16 protein-coding genes are annotated in these 18,478 nt (G+C 62.6%); 4 read left to right on the top strand and 12 right to left on the bottom strand.

From position 1 onward, the window contains the following. Nucleotides 1–7: 7 nt before the first annotated feature. Nucleotides 8–655 (top strand): peptide-methionine (S)-S-oxide reductase MsrA, encoded by a 648-nt coding sequence (gene msrA, locus DQ405_RS11670; protein WP_168424379.1) that lies wholly within the window; start codon nucleotides 8–10, stop codon nucleotides 653–655. A gap of 400 nt (nucleotides 656–1,055) precedes the next feature. On the opposite strand, the gene DQ405_RS11675 is transcribed toward msrA, so the two are convergent. The 10 genes from DQ405_RS11675 to bioB all read right to left on the bottom strand — a co-directional run bounded on the left by DQ405_RS11675 (nucleotide 1,056) and on the right by bioB (nucleotide 13,369). Beyond that, a complete protein-coding gene (locus tag DQ405_RS11675; protein WP_168424380.1) occupies nucleotides 1,056–2,834 on the bottom strand; it encodes an acyl-CoA dehydrogenase C-terminal domain-containing protein in 1,779 nt (592 codons plus the stop codon). 219 nt (nucleotides 2,835–3,053) lie between these two features. After that, nucleotides 3,054–4,847: an acyl-CoA dehydrogenase C-terminal domain-containing protein gene (locus DQ405_RS11680; protein ID WP_168424381.1), complete on the bottom strand. Its 1,794-nt coding sequence runs from the start codon at nucleotides 4,845–4,847 to the stop codon at nucleotides 3,054–3,056. A gap of 108 nt (nucleotides 4,848–4,955) precedes the next feature. After that, nucleotides 4,956–6,254: a diguanylate cyclase gene (locus tag DQ405_RS11685; RefSeq protein WP_168424382.1), complete on the bottom strand. Its 1,299-nt coding sequence runs from the start codon at nucleotides 6,252–6,254 to the stop codon at nucleotides 4,956–4,958. Between the two features lie 144 nt (nucleotides 6,255–6,398). Then, entirely contained in the window at nucleotides 6,399–8,204 is a 1,806-nt protein-coding gene (locus DQ405_RS11690) for a phenylacyl-CoA dehydrogenase (protein ID WP_168424383.1), read from the bottom strand. Between the two features lie 236 nt (nucleotides 8,205–8,440). After that, a complete protein-coding gene (locus DQ405_RS11695) occupies nucleotides 8,441–8,698 on the bottom strand; it encodes a hypothetical protein (RefSeq protein ID WP_168424384.1) in 258 nt (85 codons plus the stop codon). An 89-nt stretch (nucleotides 8,699–8,787) separates the two neighbouring features. Beyond that, complete coding sequence (gene bioD / locus DQ405_RS11700; protein ID WP_168424385.1) at nucleotides 8,788–9,474, bottom strand: dethiobiotin synthase; 687 nt, start codon at nucleotides 9,472–9,474, stop codon at nucleotides 8,788–8,790. Then, a complete protein-coding gene (gene bioC, locus DQ405_RS11705; protein ID WP_168424386.1) occupies nucleotides 9,474–10,295 on the bottom strand; it encodes a malonyl-ACP O-methyltransferase BioC in 822 nt (273 codons plus the stop codon). Before bioC ends, bioD begins: the two co-directional genes overlap by 1 nt. Next, the gene (locus DQ405_RS11710) at nucleotides 10,292–11,014 is read right to left on the bottom strand and encodes an alpha/beta fold hydrolase (RefSeq protein ID WP_168424387.1); all 723 of its coding nucleotides are present in this window, start codon (nucleotides 11,012–11,014) and stop codon (nucleotides 10,292–10,294) included. The genes bioC and DQ405_RS11710 overlap by 4 nt, the downstream gene beginning before the upstream one ends. Next, complete coding sequence (gene bioF, locus DQ405_RS11715; protein WP_168424388.1) at nucleotides 11,007–12,188, bottom strand: 8-amino-7-oxononanoate synthase; 1,182 nt, start codon at nucleotides 12,186–12,188, stop codon at nucleotides 11,007–11,009. The genes DQ405_RS11710 and bioF overlap by 8 nt, the downstream gene beginning before the upstream one ends. A 122-nt stretch (nucleotides 12,189–12,310) precedes the next feature. Then, nucleotides 12,311–13,369 carry a biotin synthase BioB gene (bioB, locus tag DQ405_RS11720; protein ID WP_168424389.1) on the bottom strand — a complete coding sequence of 353 codons (1,059 nt, stop codon included), beginning with the start codon at nucleotides 13,367–13,369 and terminating at the stop codon, nucleotides 12,311–12,313. Nucleotides 13,370–13,452: 83 nt separating this feature from the next. Between bioB and DQ405_RS11725 the strand changes: the two genes are divergently transcribed. Further along, complete coding sequence (locus DQ405_RS11725) at nucleotides 13,453–14,160, top strand: ComF family protein (protein WP_168424390.1); 708 nt, start codon at nucleotides 13,453–13,455, stop codon at nucleotides 14,158–14,160. A 69-nt stretch (nucleotides 14,161–14,229) separates the two neighbouring features. Beyond that, the gene (locus DQ405_RS11730; protein WP_168424391.1) at nucleotides 14,230–15,204 is read left to right on the top strand and encodes a serine/threonine protein kinase; all 975 of its coding nucleotides are present in this window, start codon (nucleotides 14,230–14,232) and stop codon (nucleotides 15,202–15,204) included. Between the two features lie 103 nt (nucleotides 15,205–15,307). Here DQ405_RS11730 and DQ405_RS11735 read toward each other — a convergent pair whose 3' ends face one another. After that, entirely contained in the window at nucleotides 15,308–16,147 is an 840-nt protein-coding gene (locus tag DQ405_RS11735; RefSeq protein WP_168424392.1) for a 23S rRNA (adenine(2030)-N(6))-methyltransferase RlmJ, read from the bottom strand. 142 nt (nucleotides 16,148–16,289) lie between these two features. Between DQ405_RS11735 and DQ405_RS11740 the strand changes: the two genes are divergently transcribed. After that, on the top strand, nucleotides 16,290–17,330 hold the full coding sequence (locus DQ405_RS11740; RefSeq protein ID WP_168424393.1) for an NAD(P)H-dependent flavin oxidoreductase: 1,041 nt from the start codon (nucleotides 16,290–16,292) through the stop codon (nucleotides 17,328–17,330). A gap of 25 nt (nucleotides 17,331–17,355) precedes the next feature. On the opposite strand, the gene fni is transcribed toward DQ405_RS11740, so the two are convergent. Beyond that, the gene (fni, locus tag DQ405_RS11745; protein ID WP_168424394.1) at nucleotides 17,356–18,405 is read right to left on the bottom strand and encodes a type 2 isopentenyl-diphosphate Delta-isomerase; all 1,050 of its coding nucleotides are present in this window, start codon (nucleotides 18,403–18,405) and stop codon (nucleotides 17,356–17,358) included. Between the last annotated feature and the right edge of the window lie 73 nt (nucleotides 18,406–18,478).

The raw sequence follows: 18,478 nt of genomic DNA on the forward strand, positions 1-18,478 counted from the left end.
GACCATCATGACCCTGCGCTCGCAAATTCTCGTACACAAACAGGCACTCCCAGATGCGGGACAAGCCTTGCCTGGACGCGCCACCGCGGTTCCCGTGCCCGCTGCTCATTTCGTCAACGGCAACCCGCTGCAGCCCCCCTTCCCGACTCACCTGCAACAAGCGGTCTTTGCCATAGGCTGTTTCTGGGGAGCTGAGCGGCGGTTCTGGGAGCAACCCGGTGTCTGGACCACTGCCGTGGGTTACGCCGGAGGTCACACGCCGAACCCTACCTACGAGGAAGTTTGCTCCGGCCTCACCGGACATACCGAAGCCGTGTTGGTGGTGTTCGATCCGCAGCAGATTGCTTATCACGAATTGCTCAGGCTGTTCTGGGAGGCGCACAACCCGACCCAGGGCATGCGCCAGGGCAACGACATCGGTACCCAGTATCGCTCGGCGATCTACTGCTTCGATACCGCCCAACTGCAGGCGGCACGCATCAGTGAAGAAAGCTTCCAGACGGAACTGAACCGACACGGGCTAGGGAGTATCACCACCGAAATCGCCGAAGCCCCGCCATTCTATTACGCCGAGGCCTACCACCAGCAGTATCTGGCGAAGAATCCAGGTGGTTATTGTGGGCTCGGCGGCACGGGCGTGTGCATGCCAGCTTGAGGCTGGTCTGGGAACTAATACTTGGGCGGAGGCATAACGTTGCAAATGCACGGCGTCGATTTTCGACTCAAAAAGAAAACCCCGCCGAAGCGGGGCCTTTGCAGACTGAATCCTGACATCCGTGACTTGCGCCTTCCTGGCGTCGTTCCGCTACGCTTCCGTGTTTTTCGATGCGCTTCCCTACGCGGCGTCCATAACGCAAAAGACTACCGCCCGGTCGGATAAACCTGTAGTAGCAATTTGCACCACAGTTTGTAGGCATTTACTTACACGCAACTCATCCATGGGTTCAGCGTGTAAGCCATTGGCTACAAACGGTGCAGATCTATGACTGGAGTAGTGGCGCATTGTTCCCTGTCATGGCGCATTAATTTCATTATGCCTGTACGGGTTAAGCCGATCAGAACTGAGCGGCGTCCAGGAGGTACAGAGAATCACTGCCGGCGCGGACCGATGCGCTCAAAGAATGAATACGCGGCAGCAACCGTGCAAAGTAGAACCGCGCCGTACCGAGCTTGCTCGCGTAGAAATCCTCCTGCCCTTCCTTGCCGATCGCGGCGCCCGCCATCCGCGCCCACATATAGGCGTAGGCGGTGTAGCCGAATACGTGGAGATATTCCACCGAGGCCGCACCGATCTCATTGGGGTTGTTCTTCGCGCTGTCGAGGACGAAAGCGGTGAGCGCGTCCAGGTTCTCCAGCGCGGCCTTGAGCGGCGTGACGAACTCACCGAGTTCCGGGCCGGCTGCCGCACAGTAGCGCCGAATCTCATCAGCCAACGCCTGGTAGAGCTCACCGCCGCTGCCCACCACCTTGCGACCAAGAAGATCCAGTGCCTGGATACCGTTGGTGCCCTCGTAGATCTGGGTGATTCGGCAATCACGCACCAACTGCTCCTGGCCCCACTCGCGAATGAAGCCGTGGCCACCGAAGATCTGCTGGCCATGCACGGTAGTCTCCAGCCCCATATCGGTGAGGAAGGCCTTGGCTACCGGCGTCAGCAGCGCTACCTGCGCTTCGGCGCGCTGGCGGGCGTCGGTGTCATCGCTGAACTTGGCGATGTCCAGCTGCAGCGCGACGTAGCTGGAGAAAGCGCGACCGCCCTCGTTCAACGCCTTCATGGTCAGCAACATTCGGCGAACATCGGGATGCACGATGATCGGGTCGGCCGCTTTGTCCTGTGATACCGGACCGGTCGGGGCGCGGCTCTGGATACGCTCACGTGCGTATTCGATGGCGCTCTGGTAGGAGCGCTCCCCGGTCGACAACCCTTGAATGCCGACGCCCAGGCGTTCGTAATTCATCATGGTGAACATCGCGGCCAGGCCCTTGTTCGGCTCGCCGACCATCCAGCCGGTGGCGCCGTCGAAGTTCATCACACAGGTGGCCGAAGCCTGGATGCCCATCTTGTGCTCGATCGAGCCGCAGCTCAGGCTGTTGCGCTCGCCAAGGCTTCCGTCTTCGTTAACCATGACCTTGGGCACCAGAAACAGCGAAATGCCGCGTGAGCCGGCCGGCGCATCGGGCAGCTTGGCCAGTACCAGATGGATAATGTTTTCGGTGAGATCGTGCTCGCCACCGGTAATGAAGATCTTGGTGCCGCTGACCTTGTAGGTGCCATCCGCCTGGGGCTCGGCCTTGGTGCGGATAATGCCCAGGTCGGTGCCGGCATGGGGCTCGGTCAGGCACATCGAGCCGGCCCATATACCGGCATACATGTTCGGCAAATACTTCTGCTTCAGCTCTTCGCTGGCGTGGGCGTAAATCGACAGGCAAGCGCCAGAGGTCAGCATCGGATAGAGGCCGAACGCCAGGCTGGCTGAATTCATCATCTCCTCGACCTGCGCCGAGATCGCCTTGGGCATGCCCATGCCGCCGTAGGCTGGATCGCCGCCGACACCAACCCAGCCGCCTTCAGCATAGAGGCGATAGGCCGCCGGATAGCCGGCCGGTGTGCTGACCGCGCCATCGACCCAGCGACAACCTTCTTCATCACCGCTGCGGTTAAGCGGCGCTATGGTATTCGCGGTGATCTTGCCCGCTTCCTCGAGAATGGCCTCAGCGGTTTCCGCATCCACGACGTCGGCCAGCGCTGGCAACGTCTGCCAGAGCTTCGGGGCTTCGAAGACTTCGTTCAGGACGAATCGCATATCGCGCAACGGCGCTTTGTAGTCAGCCATAGGAAAGGACCTCGCAGAAAACGTATCGCCTGGCCGGTTGGCCGCAGCAGTTTCGCGAGTCTAACTGAAGACTAATCGTCGCCCGAAGCGTCTTAAAATGACCAATCGGTTCTCGTCTCGACAAGTCGGTCATGCCTGCCAGCACCCAGGTGACTGGCATGAACCTGCCTCGAATCGATATAAAAAGCCCGCACATGGCGGGCTCGGCCGAGGGATGCCTTAGAAGGCGAATTGATTGGACGCCAACTTCATCAAGCTTGCGCTACCGGCCCCAATCGCGGCTTTATGCGCGGAGGTACGTGGCAGCAACCGTGCGAAGTAGAACTCCGCAGTGGTTACCTTCGACTGATAGAAGGCCGCATCGCCTTCTGCGGCATCCAGTTTGCCCTGCGCTACCACGGCCATGCGCAGCCAGAGGTAGCCGAGAATCAGATAGCCGCAGTACATCAGGTAATCAACCGACGCCGCGCCGACTTCGTCCGGGTTCTTCATCGCCGCCATGCCGACCCGCTGGGTGATCTCGCCCAGATCACGGTTGATGTCAGCCAACTGGCTTACGTGACTCTGCAACTGAGGATGTTGCGCGTTGGCTTCGCAGAACTTATGCACCAGCTTGGTAAAGCCGAGCATCAGCTTGCCCTGGCTGCCCAGGACTTTGCGCCCAAGCAGATCGAGCGCCTGAATCCCATTGGTGCCTTCATAGATCGGCGCGATACGGCAATCACGTACCAGCTGCTCCATGCCCCACTCGCGGATATAGCCATGGCCGCCGAACACCTGCATGCCCAGGTTGGTGACCTCAAGCCCCGTGTCGGTCATGAAGGCCTTGCAAATGGGCGTGAGGAACGCGAGCAGTGCTTCGGCTTCCTGGCGCCTGGCTTCGTCCGGGCTGTGGGTCTGATCGAGCAGTTGCGCGGTGAAGTAGGCCAGGGCGCGGTTGCCTTCGTTGAACGCCTTCATCGTCAGCAGCATGCGGCGCACGTCCGGGTGCACGATGATTGGGTCAGCAGGCTTATCGGGAAATTTCGCCCCCGTTAACGAACGCATCTGCAAACGGTCGTTGGCATATTGGATCGCGCCCTGGAAACTCGCCTCGCCATTGCACAATCCCTGCATGCCCGTACCGAGACGTGCGTGATTCATCATGGTGAACATGCAGTTCAGGCCCTTGTTCGGCTCCCCGACGAGAAAGCCGGTAGCACCGTCGAAGTTGAGCACACAGGTGGCCGACGCCTTGATCCCCATCTTGTGTTCGATGGAGCCACAAACGACGCCATTACGCTCGCCCGCTTCGCCCGCAGCGTTGGGCATGAACTTCGGTACGATAAACAGCGAGATGCCCTTGGTGCCAGCGGGCGCATCGGGCAGCTTGGCCAGCACCAGATGCACAATGTTCTCGCTCATGTCGTGCTCGCCAGCGGAGATGAAAATCTTGGTTCCGCTGATCGCATAGCTGCCATCCACCTGCGGCACGGCGCGAGTCTTGATGATGCCCAGGTCCGTTCCGCAGTGCGGCTCGGTCAGACACATGGTTCCAGTCCAGCGACCTTCGGTCATGCGGGTCAGATAGGTCTGCTTCTGTTGTTCCGTACCGTGGGCCCCGATCGCGGCCATCGCGCCGTGGGTCAGCCCCGGATACATGCCAAAGGACGTATTGGCCGAACCGACCATTTCCCCGATGACCAGCCCCAGCGAATGCGGCAGGCCCTGGCCACCGTAGGTCGGGTCCGAGGCCAGGCCCATCCAGCCGCCTTCGGCGTACTGAGCGAAGGCTTCCTTGAACCCTTTGGGTGTGGTCACCACGCCGCTTTCAAAATGACAGCCCTCCTCGTCACCACTGCGATTCAGCGGCGCGAGAACCTGCTCGCAGAACTTGGCGCCCTCCTCGAGGATGGCACTGACCATGTCCGGCGTGGCGTCGTCGGCACCGTTGGCGGCGTAACTGCCATGAAAATCGAACACTTCATCGATCAGAAAGCGCATATCACGCAAGGGGGCCTTGTAAGCGGGCATAGGGTTCTCCAGTAGGCGGCGCGGTGCGTTGTTATCACAGGCACGCTACTGGTAGTCCGACCCCTTCAACAATCACATTACAGGCGATGAATGCGCCGTCATAACTGGTCAAGCGCTGGTCGTCTGCCTTTTAGCGCGCACGGCACCACGACGGTTATCGCCGTGCGCTCGGATGCAGTTACGGCCGGCGCCCTTGGCGCTGTAGAGCGCCTGATCTGCGGTCTTGATGACCTCGTCCGGTGTGCGCTGCGTCGCCAGACGCTCGGCAGCACCGATACTGATGGTCACCGAAACTGTGCCAGCCGCACCGACATCGCGACGCTGCCGACCCTGCTCGGCGGTCTTCGGCCGGCTGGTTTTGTCGCGCAGCTGCATGGGATAGCTTTCAACCGCCTGCCGGACCGCCTCCAGGTGTGGCAGGCAGTGTTGTAGATCACGCCCGGGAAACACCAACGCGAACTCTTCACCGCCGTAACGGTACGCACGCCCGCCGCCGCCAACCTTGCGCAATCGGCTCGCCACCAGCCGCAGCACCTGGTCGCCGACATCGTGACCGTGGGTATCGTTGAACGCCTTGAAGCGATCCACGTCAGCCATGGCAATGACGTAGTGCCGCCCCAGCCGTTGCAAACGCTCGTTGAGTGCCCGGCGTCCCGGAAGGCCGGTCAGCTCGTCACGGAACGCCATTTGGTAAGCCTCCTGCGCAATCGACACCACCAGGGCCAGCATCATCACGCTGCTCAACACGTTGAGCGCACCCGGACGGCTGAACACTTGCGGCAGCATCAGCAGCAGACCCGCCAGGACCACCAGCTGGGCGGCGTGCACCGGTCGCGGACGCCGCAGGTACTGGATCAGCAGCCCCAACAGGGCAACCAGAAATACCGGATAGGCCAGCTGGATAAGCTGCAGCCAGTCCGCCTGCAGGAACGGCCAGCGGATCTCTGACAGCCAATCGAGCATCGCATCTGGGAACCGCCGCGCTAGGGCCAGGGCTGACACCACCACCGCAAACAATACCGCCAGACGCGCAAGCCCGTCCTGCAACAGATGCGTACGCTCGTGCCACAGCGCATACAGTCCGTATAGCGTCGGCAATAGCAGGCAGCAGAGATGAAAGGTCAGCGCGGCCTCAGGCAACAGCGTGCCGGAGAGGCGGTAATGATCGACCTGGGTATCAAGCAGGAAATAGCTCAGGTAGGTCACCGCCAGCAGACAGGTCTCTCGAATCCGTGCATAGGCGATGCAGAACGCCGCGCCGAGCAGCAACAGAACAGTCGGCAGTACATTGAAGAGGGAAGTGAAGAACTCGTTGAGATGCGGCTGCCGAGCGGCCGCCAGTCCACCGAGCAACAATGCCAACGGCGCATAGAAATGACTGAACAAGCGTGCGCTCTGACGAGACACGGAGGCTCCGGCGTAGACATGAAAACAGGCATTGTGCCAGCAGTTGATGCGCCAAACACCAGTTAAGGAGCGCACCGGAGACAGCAGGGTTTTCGAAGCCAAAAAAACCGCTGCCGAGGCAGCGGTTTCTTTATCACGAACGATTTAGTAAGCCAGCTCGAAATGGGCTTCGTCCATGTCCATCAGGTTGTCGGCACCGGACAGCATGGTTTCGACGTGGGCACGGGTACGCGGCAGGATGCGCTGGAAGTAGAAGCGCGCAGTCTGCACCTTGGCGGTGTAGAAACCGTCGGTGTCTTCACCCGCCGCGATCTTCTCGGACGCCAGACGCGCCATGTCGGCCCAGAAGTAGGCCAGGCAGGCGTAGCCGCAATACATCAGGTAATCCACCGAGGCGGCACCGACTTCTTCGCGGTTCTTCATCGCAGCCATACCGACCTTCATGGTCAGGTCGCCCCACTCCTTGTTCAGCTTGGCCAGCGGCTCGACGAACTGCTTGACCGCCTCGTTGCCTTCGTTGGCCTGGCAGAACTTGTGTACCACCTTGGTGAAGCCTTTCAGTGCTTCGCCCTGGGTCATCAGGACCTTGCGGCCCAGCAGATCGAGCGCCTGGATACCGGTGGTCCCTTCGTACAGGCAGGAGATGCGGCTGTCACGAACGTTCTGCTCCATGCCCCACTCGGCGATGAAACCGTGGCCACCATAGATCTGCACGCCGTGGTTGGCGGATTCGAAGCCGACTTCGGTCATGAACGCCTTGGCGATGGGTGTCAGGAAAGCCAACATCGCATCGGCGGCCTTGCGCTGCTCCTCGTCCTGGCTGCGCTGGGTGATGTCGACCTGCTTGGCGGCGAAGTAGAGCATCGCCCGGTTGCCTTCGGCGAAGGCTTTCATGGTCAACAGCATGCGGCGCACGTCTGGGTGCACGATGATTGGGTCAGCGGCTTTTTCCGGCGCTTTCGGGCCAGTCAGCGAACGCATCTGCAGACGCTCACGCGCATACTTGATGCCGCCCTGGAAGCCGATCTCGGCATGGGCCAGGCCCTGTAGAGCGGTGCCCAGACGTGCGGTGTTCATGAAAGTGAACATGCAGTTCAGGCCCTTGTTCGGCGGGCCGATCAGGAAGCCAGTGGCGCTGTCGAAGTTCATCACGCAGGTGGCGTTGCCGTGAATGCCCATCTTGTGCTCCAGGGAGCCGCAAGACACACCATTGCGCTCGCTAACGCCGCCGTCGGCGTTCGGTAGAAACTTCGGAACGATGAACAAGGAAATGCCCTTGGTGCCTTGCGGCGCATCGGGCAGGCGAGCCAGGACGATATGGACGATGTTGTCGGCCATATCGTGTTCGCCCGCGGAAATGAAGATCTTGGTGCCGGAAACCTTGTAGCTGCCATCGGCCTGAGGCTCGGCCTTGGTGCGCAGCATACCCAGGTCGGTGCCGCAATGCGGCTCGGTCAGGCACATGGTGCCAGTCCATTCACCGGAGACCAGCTTGGTCAGATAGGTCTGCTGCTGCTCGGGCGTGCCGTGCTCATGCAGAGTATTCATCGCGCCGTGAGATAGGCCGGGGTACATGCCCCACGACCAGTTGGCTTCGCCGATCATCTCGCTGATGGCCATGCCCAGCGACTCCGGTAGGCCCTGGCCGCCGTGCTCAACGTCATGGGCCAGGCTCGGCCAGCCACCTTCGACGAACTGCTGATAAGCCTCCTTGAAGCCGGTCGGTGTTTTCACACCGGACTCGCTCCAGGTACAACCTTCGGTATCGCCCACGCGATTCAGCGGAGCGATGACCTGCTCACAAAACTTGGCGCCTTCATCGAGGATGGCGTTGACCATGTCCGGGGTGGCGTCTTCACAACCCGGAAGGCTCTGATAATGCGCTTCGTAGCCGAGCAGTTCGTCACGTACGAAGCGGATATCGCGCAAGGGGGCCTTGTAGTCGGGCATAGCGTAAACCTCAGCGGTGGGTTCTTTGATTCAGTTGACCGGTTTGCCCGGCCAGACTTGGATTGGATTGTGACCCCCAGGCAGCAGCACGGCAGGTCAAACAGGCGTTTGAAACATACGTTTAGGCCTGCACGATGTCAAGCAGAGACCCAGGCACCGTTGGTTGGCGCCGCATCGAGACAAGACAGGAGAGGGATACCACCAGAAAGGGATGCCGGTCATGCGACCGGTGGGGGTCAGGCTTTGGTGTTGATCAGGGTACCAAGTACTTCGTCGGCGCTTTGCAGCAGCCGCACCCCGGCTTTCGCGGTGTGCTCCCCGACTTTCATCTGGATCAGCTGCTCGGTCAGTTCGACCGTATCGGCAACCGCCTGTGAATTCTCTGCGACCGGCAGAGCGCCGGTGGCGATTGCAGCGCCGGCTTCATCGACGCGCTGCTGCCCAGCCTGGTAGGCGCCCAGTCCGGCAGAGAGGAGGCTGTTGTTGATTTGCATGCTGCAACCCTCGCGCAATCAGTTAGCCATCATTGAAGCAGAGCCGGAATATTCTCGCCAATGACGTATCGCTATAACGGCTAAGCACCTTAGCGGGCCGGAATGAGTGGCTCGATATCCAGGTAGGCTGCCACGTCCGATGGGCCAGCCGGCGGGAGGTGCGGCACTCGTCCGAGACAGGGGGCTGATAGTCGCTGGGCCAGCGTGGCAAGGTTTTCCTCCAGCCGCGACGTCGAGGGATCGATGATATTAGCGACCCAACCCGCCAGTCGCAGCCCGTCGCGTCCGATGGCTTCAGCACTGAGCAGCGCATGGTTGATACAGCCGAGGCGAACCCCGACCACCAGGATCACCGGGAGCCCGAGCTGCACGGCAAGATCGGACAGCGTTTCGTCACCCGCCAATGGCACGCGCCAGCCACCTGCACCCTCGACCAGCGAGAAATCGGCCTGCAGCGCCAGCATCTGCCGGACCGGAGCAACCAATTGCGCAACGCTCAGATCGACACCTGCCTCCCGCGCCGCCAGATGCGGCGCAATGGCCGGTTCGAAGGCGAATGGATTGACCGCCTCGTAGTGCATCGGCAGGGTGCACTCGCCGAGCAATGCCAGCGCATCGCTATTGCGCAGCCCCTCGACCGTCCTCTCGCAGCCCGACGCCACCGGTTTCGCCGCCGCCGTACTGTGCCCCAACAGTCGAGCGGCATGCAGCAGCCCGACGGCAATGGTGGTCTTGCCGACTTCGGTGTCGGTTCCGGTCACGAAAAACGCAGCCATCAATGCTCCTTGCGCAGTACGCCGTAAATGACCTGATAGGTGGCCGGCAACCCGGCGGGGGTTCGGAACTGTTCGTAGGCATCGATCAACGCTCGGATTCGCGCGCGCCCGGTGAGGCCGCCGGGACGGCCCGGATTAAGGTTATGCGCGCCAAGCGCCTTGAGTTCCGTGGTCAGCTGGCGCAGCTCGGCGAAATACAGCACCTGCGGCTGTACATCGAGGCTGACCACATTCAGGCCACTGGTGGCGCAGAGCTGCCGATACGCCTCGTGGCTACGGAAGCGATTGACGTGGGCGAAGCCATCCACCGCTTGCCAGCTGTCGCGCAGCTCCTGCAGGGTTCCGCTGCACAAGCTGCTGAATGTGAAGACCCCGCCCGGACGCAACACCCGGCTCGCCTCGCTCAGCACAGCGGTGAAGTCATCGCACCATTGCAGCGCCAGACTAGAGAAGATCAGCTCGACCGATGCATCGCGCAGCGGTAGGCACTCGGCGTCGCCTGCGACGAACGCGCCGGCGCCACCTTGCGGTCGCGCATGACGCAGCATGCCTTCGGCGATATCCATTGCCATGCCATCAGCGGCGGGAAAACGGCTCGCCAGCGCCCGTGAGAAATAACCGGTGCCACAGCCCAGATCGAGCCAGCGCGCTGGGCTCAGATCGCTGGGCAAACGATCGGCCAGTGCATTGCCGACAGCCCGCTGCAGTTCGGCCACGGCATCGTAGCTGGCGGCAGCGCGAGAAAACGATGCGGCAACCTGGCGCTTGTCGGGCAACCCGGAACTGGCAGTTGATGCGCTCACCGCAGCCGATCTGTTCATGCCGCAGCACCCTTGATAAACGCCACCATCGCCGCGGCAACCTCATCTGGGCGCTCCAGCGGAAGCGCATGACTGGCGCCCGGTATCAGCCTGGTGACAATCCCGGGCATCCATCGTCGCAGGGCATCACAGGCCGCCGCCGGCACCAGCGCATCGTTAGCGGCGAACAGATGCAGTTGAGGGCCGAAATAGCCATGCAGCGCGCCGCGCCCGTCCAGTTCTGCCAGCAGCTGCAGACCGGCATCCAGCACTGGCGCTGGCAGCTGGGATTGACTGACTTGCAGCTGTCGCGCCAGCGTTCGTGGGTCGTAACCACCACGACCGCACAGCAAGCGGAAGCGCTTGAGCGTTTCCTCAGGATCGAGGCGGAACGCCTCATGGAAGGCATCGAAGATGTCCGTCGCCATGGCTTCCGGCCACTGCGGCCGGGCACGGAAACAGGGGTTGCTGGCGATGGTGATCAGGCCGCGACAGGTGTCGACGCGGCGCGCGGCCAGTTGCGAGGCGAGCATACCGCCCAGCGACCATCCGGCCAGCCAGCTGCCATGCGGCAGACGCTGATCCAACTCATCGAGCCAGGCCTCTTTCGCGACCAGTTCCGGCAGCGGCTCGATCACCACCTCCAGATCTGGCGCCAAATCGGCCAATGCGTCGTATAAAGGTTGCAAGGCCGCCGGGCCGAACGCCCATCCGGGCAGCAATATCAGCTGATCACGCATCGGTTTCTGGCTCCTCGGCCAATCGACTCCAGCTTTCGGCCAGGATATCCAGCAGTTGTTCAACCTGCGCCTCGCTGTGGGACGCACTGAATGTCACACGCAGCCGCGCACTGCCGGCCGGTACAGTTGGCGGACGAATGGCGCCGACCAGGACGCCGCGTCGGCGAAGGGCCGCGGAGAGCTTCAGGGCGCGCTCACTGCTACCGACCAGAATCGGCTGGATCGGCGTCGGGCTGTCCATCAGGCTCAGTCCGATGTCGGCTGCGCCTTGACGAAAGCGTGCAATCAGTCGGTTCAGATGGTCGCGGCGCCAACTTTCGCTACGCAGCAGTTCGAGGCTTTTCAGCGTCGCGCAGGCGACCGCTGGCGGCTGGCTGGTGGTGTAAATGTAAGGGCGGGCAAACTGAATGAGCGTCTCGATCAGCTCTTCGCTGCCGGCGACGAATGCGCCAGCGGTACCGAAGGCCTTGCCCAGCGTGCCGACCAACACCGGCACGTCATCGATGCCGAGGCCGAAATGCTCGACGATGCCGCCACCGGTTTGGCCCAGCGGGCCGAAGCCATGGGCATCATCAACCATCACCCAGGCATCCCGGGCCTTCGCTGTGGCGCATAGCGCTGGCAGGTCGGCCAGATCACCGTCCATGCTGAATACGCCATCGGTCACCACCAGGGTATTGCCCGTCGCTTTATCCAGACGCTTGGCCAGGCTCTGCGCATCGTTGTGCAGATACCGCGAGAAACGCGCGCCACTGAGCAAACCGGCGTCCAGCAACGAGGCGTGATTGATGCGATCTTCGAGCACCGTATCGCCCTGCCCCACCAGCGCGGTGACCGCCGCGAGATTGGCCATGTAGCCAGTGGAGAACAGCAGCGCCCGTGGACGTCCGGTGAATTCGGCCAAGGCCTCTTCGAGTTGGTGATGCGGCGTGCTGTGGCCCATCACCAGATGGGAAGCGCCACCGCCAACGCCCCAACGTTCGGCCCCCTGCTGCAGAGCGCGGATCACCTCGGGATGGCCGGCAAGACCGAGGTAGTCGTTGGAGCAGAACGCTAGCAGCGACTCACCGTCGACCACGACCTCCGGTTGCTGCGGCGTTTCCAGCAAAGGACGTTGGCGATAAAGGTGCGCGGCGCGGCGCTCGGCGAGGCGGGAAGTGAGATCGAAAGGCATAGCGGACGGACTTGTTGTAGGAACCAGCTTGCTGGCGACCCTGTAGCAGCGGCATTGCTTCGCGAGCCGGGATCAGGCGCGCGCTCGCTCCTACAGGATTCGTGTAGCCAGGTTAATTGGGATCAAGCCGAGGCGGCGTCATAGAACAGCTTGCTGTCGCGCTGTTCGACCAATGCCTGCTCGATGGCCGCCTGATGCACTTCGTCGTCATGCTCTTCGCGCGCTTCGGGCTGGATGCCCAGGCGCTTGAACAGCAGCATGTCCTTATCGGCTTGCGGGTTGCCGGTGGTCAGCAGTTTCTCGCCGTAGAAGATCGAGTTGGCACCGGCGAAGAACGCTAGCGCCTGCATCTGCTCGTTCATCTGCTCGCGGCCGGCTGATAGCCGCACGTGGGATTTCGGCATCATGATCCGCGCCACGGCGAGCATACGGATGAAGTCGAAGGGGTCGACATCCTGCTCCTCGGCCAGCGGCGTGCCCTTGACCTTCACCAGCATATTGATCGGGACCGACTCGGGATGCTCGGGCAGGTTGGCCAGCTGGATTAGCAGGCCGGCGCGGTCGTTCAACGACTCGCCCATGCCCAGGATGCCGCCGGAGCAGATCTTCATGCCCGACTCGCGCACATAGCTCAGCGTTTCCAGACGGTCTGCGTAGGTGCGGGTGGTAATGATGTTGCCGTAGAACTCCGGCGAGGTGTCGAGGTTGTGGTTGTAGTAGTCCAGCCCCGCCGCCGCCAGCGCCTTGGTCTGCTCCTGATCGAGCTTGCCGAGGGTCATGCAGGTTTCCAGACCCAACGCCTTTACGCCTTCGACCATCTTCAGCACATAAGGCATGTCCTTGGCGGAGGGGTGCTTCCAGGCCGCGCCCATGCAGAAACGGGTGGAACCGATGGCCTTGGCTTCGGCCGCCGCCTCCAGCACCTTCTGCACTTCCATCAGCTTTTCTTTATCCAGCCCGGTGTTGTAGTGGCCGGACTGCGGGCAATATTTGCAGTCTTCCGGGCAGGCACCGGTCTTGATCGATAGCAGTGTGGAGACTTGCACGCGGTTGGCGTCGAAGTGCTGGCGATGCACCGTCTGCGCCTGGAACAGCAGGTCGTTGAAGGGTTGCTCGAAGAGCGCCTTGACTTCAGCGAGGCTCCAGTCGTGACGCGTGGCAAAAGCGGCAGTGGCGCTCATGGGGCATTCCTTGTACATAGGTTCTTGGCACGGATGCGAGATGGTTAGCCAAGCCGAAGATGCTGTCAACCTGGAAAGGACTCATGGTTTACGACTGGTTAAAACTCGAACACTACTGCCAACTTTGCGATGAGCGCTGCGAAGTCGGGCAATCACTGTGCGGACCCTGCGAGGCCGAACTGCCCTGGCTCGGGGGGCAATGCTCCATCTGCGCGCTGCCGCTGGCCGCAAGCGGACTGATCTGCGGCCAATGCCTCAAACATCCACCCGCATTCGAGCATGTCGCGGTGCCCTGGCGCTTCGCCTTCCCGGTGGACAGCCTGATCAGCCGTTTCAAACACCAGTCGCGCTGGCCACTCGGCCGGCTGTTGTCCGAGCATCTGGCGCGCTATCTGCAGCATCGGTTCGACGAAGGCCTGCCGCGCCCGGACCTGTTGCTCCCCGTCCCACTAGCCCGCAAACGATTGCGTCAGCGGGGCTTCAACCAGGCGCAGATGCTCGCCAACTGGCTGAGCCCAGTGCTGAACCTGCCTGTGCGGAACGAGCTGCTGCAACGTACTCAGGACACCCAGTCACAGCAAGAACTGGATGCCGCCGGCCGACGCCGAAATCTGCGCCAGGCCTTTGCATTGACCGACGAGCGACAGATCGCCGGTCGCCACCTGGCTGTCATAGACGACGTACTTACCACCGGAGCAACCGCCGAAGCGTTGGCTCGCCTGTTGAAACGTGCGGGCGCCGTACGGGTCGATATCTATTGCCTGGCGCGTACGCCGAAGCCAGGCGATTAGGCGGCCAGAGCCGCGGTTGTGTAAACGCGCCAGTGCAATACACTGGCCGACCCATTTACGGAGCCGACCATGAGCCACCCCTTCGACACACTCACGCCTGATCTTGTGCTCGATGCGGTGGAAAGTGCCGGCTTCATCAGCGACGCCCGCGTGCTGGCATTGAACAGCTACGAAAATCGCGTCTACCAGGTTGGCATCGAAGACAGCACACCGCTCGTGGCCAAGTTCTACCGCCCCGGCCGCTGGAGCGACGAAGCAATTCTTGAGGAGCATCAGTTTTCGCACGAGCTGGCCGACCGCGAGATCCCGGTGGTTGCGCCGCTGGAGCACGCGGGCAGAACGCTGTTCGAACATGCCGGATTTCGTTTCGCATTGTTCCCGCGGCGCGGCGGTCGCGCCCCGGAGCCGGGCAATCTCGACCAGCTTTACCGCCTCGGACAGCTGCTCGGACGTATGCATGCGGTCAGCGCCAGTCGCCCGTTCGAGCACCGCGAAACGCTGACGGCTCAGCATTTCGGCCACGACTCGCTGGCTACCCTCCTAGACGGCGGGTTCATACCGAAAAGCCTGCTGCCGGCCTACGAATCGGTGGCCCGCGACCTGCTCAAGCGAGTCGACGATGTGTTCGCCCGCACCGAGTTCCTACCGATCCGCCTGCATGGCGACTGCCACCCGGGCAACATTCTCGCCAGGGATGACGCCTTCCACCTGGTGGACCTGGACGATTGCCGCATGGGGCCTTCGGTTCAGGACATCTGGATGATGCTCGCCGGTGAACGTCACGAGCGGCTCGGGCAGTTGTCTGAGCTGGTCGATGGCTATAACGAATTTCACGACTTCGCCCCGCGCGAACTCCCGCTGATCGAGGCCCTGCGCGCGCTGCGCCTGATGCACTACAGCGCCTGGCTGGCACGCCGCTGGGACGATCCCGCCTTTCCCATGAGCTTTCCCTGGTTCGGCACCGAGCGCTACTGGGGCAATCAGATCCTGACCCTGCGCGAGCAGATGTCCGCGCTGCAGGAAGAGCCGCTGAAGCTGTTCTGAACGAGAAGCTCGCGTAGGGTGGGTCACGCTTCCCCGACCCACCGGGCAGAGTCTTGGTGGATGTAAAAATCGACATCCGTCCTACGCCGCTTCCAGCCTTCCGCTACTTCTCTTCGATCAACCAATCCAGCCGCCAGCCGCCTTCGCTTTGCCCGAGCAATGTGGCCAACCAGGGCAGCAGTTCGCGCAGCTCTTCTTCCAGGCCCCACGGCGGGTTGCTGATCGCCAGACCCGAGCCATTCAGGCGCAGCGCCTCGTCGGTGGGATGAACATAGAGTTCGGCACGCAACAGCTTCGGCGCGCCGCTGCGCGATAGCTGCTGATAGAAGCGTTTGAGCTGACGCTCATCCTTGATCGGGTACCAGATCAAGCCGATTGTCTGGCGCATGCGTCCGAGCGCTTCGGTGAGCGCCTGCACGCAGCGAGCCAGCTCATCAGCCTGCTCGAATGGCGGATCGATCAACAGCGCCACACGCTTTTCCTGGGTCGGCATCAGCGCCCGCGGGACATGCCAACCCTCCCCCAGATGCACGGCAACGCGGCGGTCGCTGGCCATGTTGTCCTTCAGCAGACGCCCATCCTCGGGATGCTTCTCGTTGAGTTGCAAGCGGTCCTGGGGGCGGGTCAGCTGTCGCGCCAACTCCGGCGACCCCGGGTAGTAGCGCAGCGCGCCGTCCGGATTAAGCGCGCGGATCACGTTCAGATAGGCTTCGGCCGAAGCCGGAATGCCATCGGCCTGCCACAACCGGGCGATCCCGTGCAGCCATTCGCCGGTGCGGCTGGCCTGGTCGCCGGCCAGGTCATACAGCCCGACGCCGGCGTGGCTGTCGAGGTAGGCGAATGGCGCTTCCTTGCGAGCGAGCAAGGCAAATAGCCGGGACAGGACGAGGTGTTTGAACACGTCGGCGTGATTGCCGGCGTGAAAAGCGTGGCGGTAATTCATCGGGCACTCCTGAAGAGCGCACAGTCTAACTGCCCAGCGTGCCGATTCAGAGAGGCAAGACGCGGCGCCTGGCCAAATTGGCGAAGACCGGCGTAGCCGCTGCTAAAGTGCTACCTTCGAGGCAAGCGACAAGGAACCCAGAATGGACATTCGAGACCTCTTCGGCATTCAGCTGCCGATAATCCAAGCGCCAATGGCCGGTTCGCAGAACCATCAACTCGCCGCGGCCGTATCCAACGCCGGCGGTCTGGGCTCGATTCCTGCCGGCATGCTCAACGCCGAGTCGCTGGATACCGAGCTCAGCGCCATGACGGCACTCACTGACCGCCCCTACAACGTCAACTTCTTCTGTCACCAACCGCCTGCTGAAGACCCCGCACGCAACCAAGCCTGGCTGGCCTTGCTGGCACCTTATCTCGATGAGCAGGGGATCGACGCCGCAAGCATTCCCGGCGGCGCCACACGCAAGCCCTTCGATACCGCTATGGCCGAGGTGGTCGAGCGTCATCGTCCACCCGTCGTCAGTTTTCATTTCGGGCTGCCCGAGCCGCAGCTGTTACAGCGCGTGCGCGCGACCGGTGCCAAGATTATCTCCAGCGCCACGACCCTTGCGGAGGGCCGCTGGTTGCAGGCGCAAGGCGTAGACGCGGTGATTGCCCAGGGCCTGGAAGCCGGCGGTCATCGCGGGATTTTTCTCAGCAATGACATCGACGGCCAGGTCGGCACCTTTGCCCTGTTGCCGCAGCTGGTCGCCGCGCTGAATATACCGGTCATCGCCGCGGGCGGGATTGCCGACGCGGGCGCCGTTGCCGCGGCGCAAACGCTTGGTGCCGCCGGCGTGCAGGTCGGCACCGCCTATCTGCTGTGTGACGAGAGTCGAGCCAGCACGTTGCATCGTCAGGCGCTACAGAGCCCGGCGGCAGAACACACCGTGCTGACCACGCTGTTTTCCGGCCGCCCCGCCCGCGGCATCGCCAATCGCCTGATTCGCGAGCTTGGCCCCCGGCCCGGTGCGGTTCCGGCGTTTCCCCTGGCTGGCAACGCGATCGGCGCGCTGCGGGCGCAGGCGGAAGCCCAGGGGCTCGATCATTTTTCACCGCTCTGGGCCGGGCAGAACGTCAGCGGCTGCCGTACGGTTCCGGCGGCGCAACAGACCGAGGCTTTGGCCATCGGCTGGCGCTGAGCGGTCAGTCAGCCACCCTCATCCCTCAGCAAGCGGAGGGATCGAAGGGCGGCAGCAGCGGCGCCTGCGCCAGAGCGACCAGATCGGCTGAGCCGGTGCAGAAACAAGCAATTCGCAGTTGCTGAATCAGCACCTGAAAATGCTCGACTACCGCCCCCGGGCGTCGCAGCGCCGCATCCAGCACGCCTGCCGCCTGACCGACCACATTGGCACCCAGCCGTATCGCCTTCGCCGCATCGATGCCGTCGCGAATACCGCCGGAGGCGATCAGCTGCGCATCCGGACACGCCCGACGCACCCGCGCAATCGCCTGGGCGCTGGGAATCCCCCACCCGACGAACGCCTGGGCGACAGCTCGCTGCTGCGGGTCGCTGGCGCGCTCGGCTTCGACGGCTGCCCAACTGGTGCCGCCCGCGCCCGCCACGTCGATCACCGAAACGCCGATATCGAGCAGCCGTCGCGCCACGTCCGCGGAGATACCAGCCCCCACCTCCTTTACCACCAGTGGCACCGGCAGACGTGAAGCCAGCGTCTCGATCGCCGCCAACACGCCGCACCAGTTGCGGTCGCCGCCATGCTGGACGGCCTCCTGCAAAGCGTTGAGGTGAATGATCAGCGCGTCGGCGTCGATCATTTCGACTGCGCGCCGCGCCTCGTCCAGGCCATAGCCGGACACCAGCTGCGCGGCACCGAAGTTGGCCAGCAGCGGAATAGTCGGGGCCAGCTGCCGTAGCTGACGAGTCAGCCCCTGGTTGGCGCCCGTCTCCAGCGCGATGCGCTGCGACCCCACCGCCAGAGCGATGCCCAGCGTCTCGGCGGCCTCGGCCAGGTGCAGGTTGATCTGCGCGGCGCGCTCGGCGCCGCCGGTCATGGAGCTGATCAGCAGGGGCGCTGCGAGTGTTCGGCCGAGTAGTCGGCTCTGGATGTTTACCTCGTCGAGACGTAACTCTGGCAACGCACAGTGCTCGAAGGTCAGCGCAGCGAAGCCTGAATCGATGCGGGAGCCGGCGCGATGCGGATCCAGAACGATGTTCAGATGATCGTTCTTACGCTCGGCAAGTAGGTCTTTTTTCATTGGCGCCTCGTTCGGATGCATTTCTGTTGACGGGCTCGCGCGGCGAAAGTGCACCCGCGAAATGTCTTGGCAG

Source organism: Pseudomonas sp. SST3, from assembly GCF_003325755.1.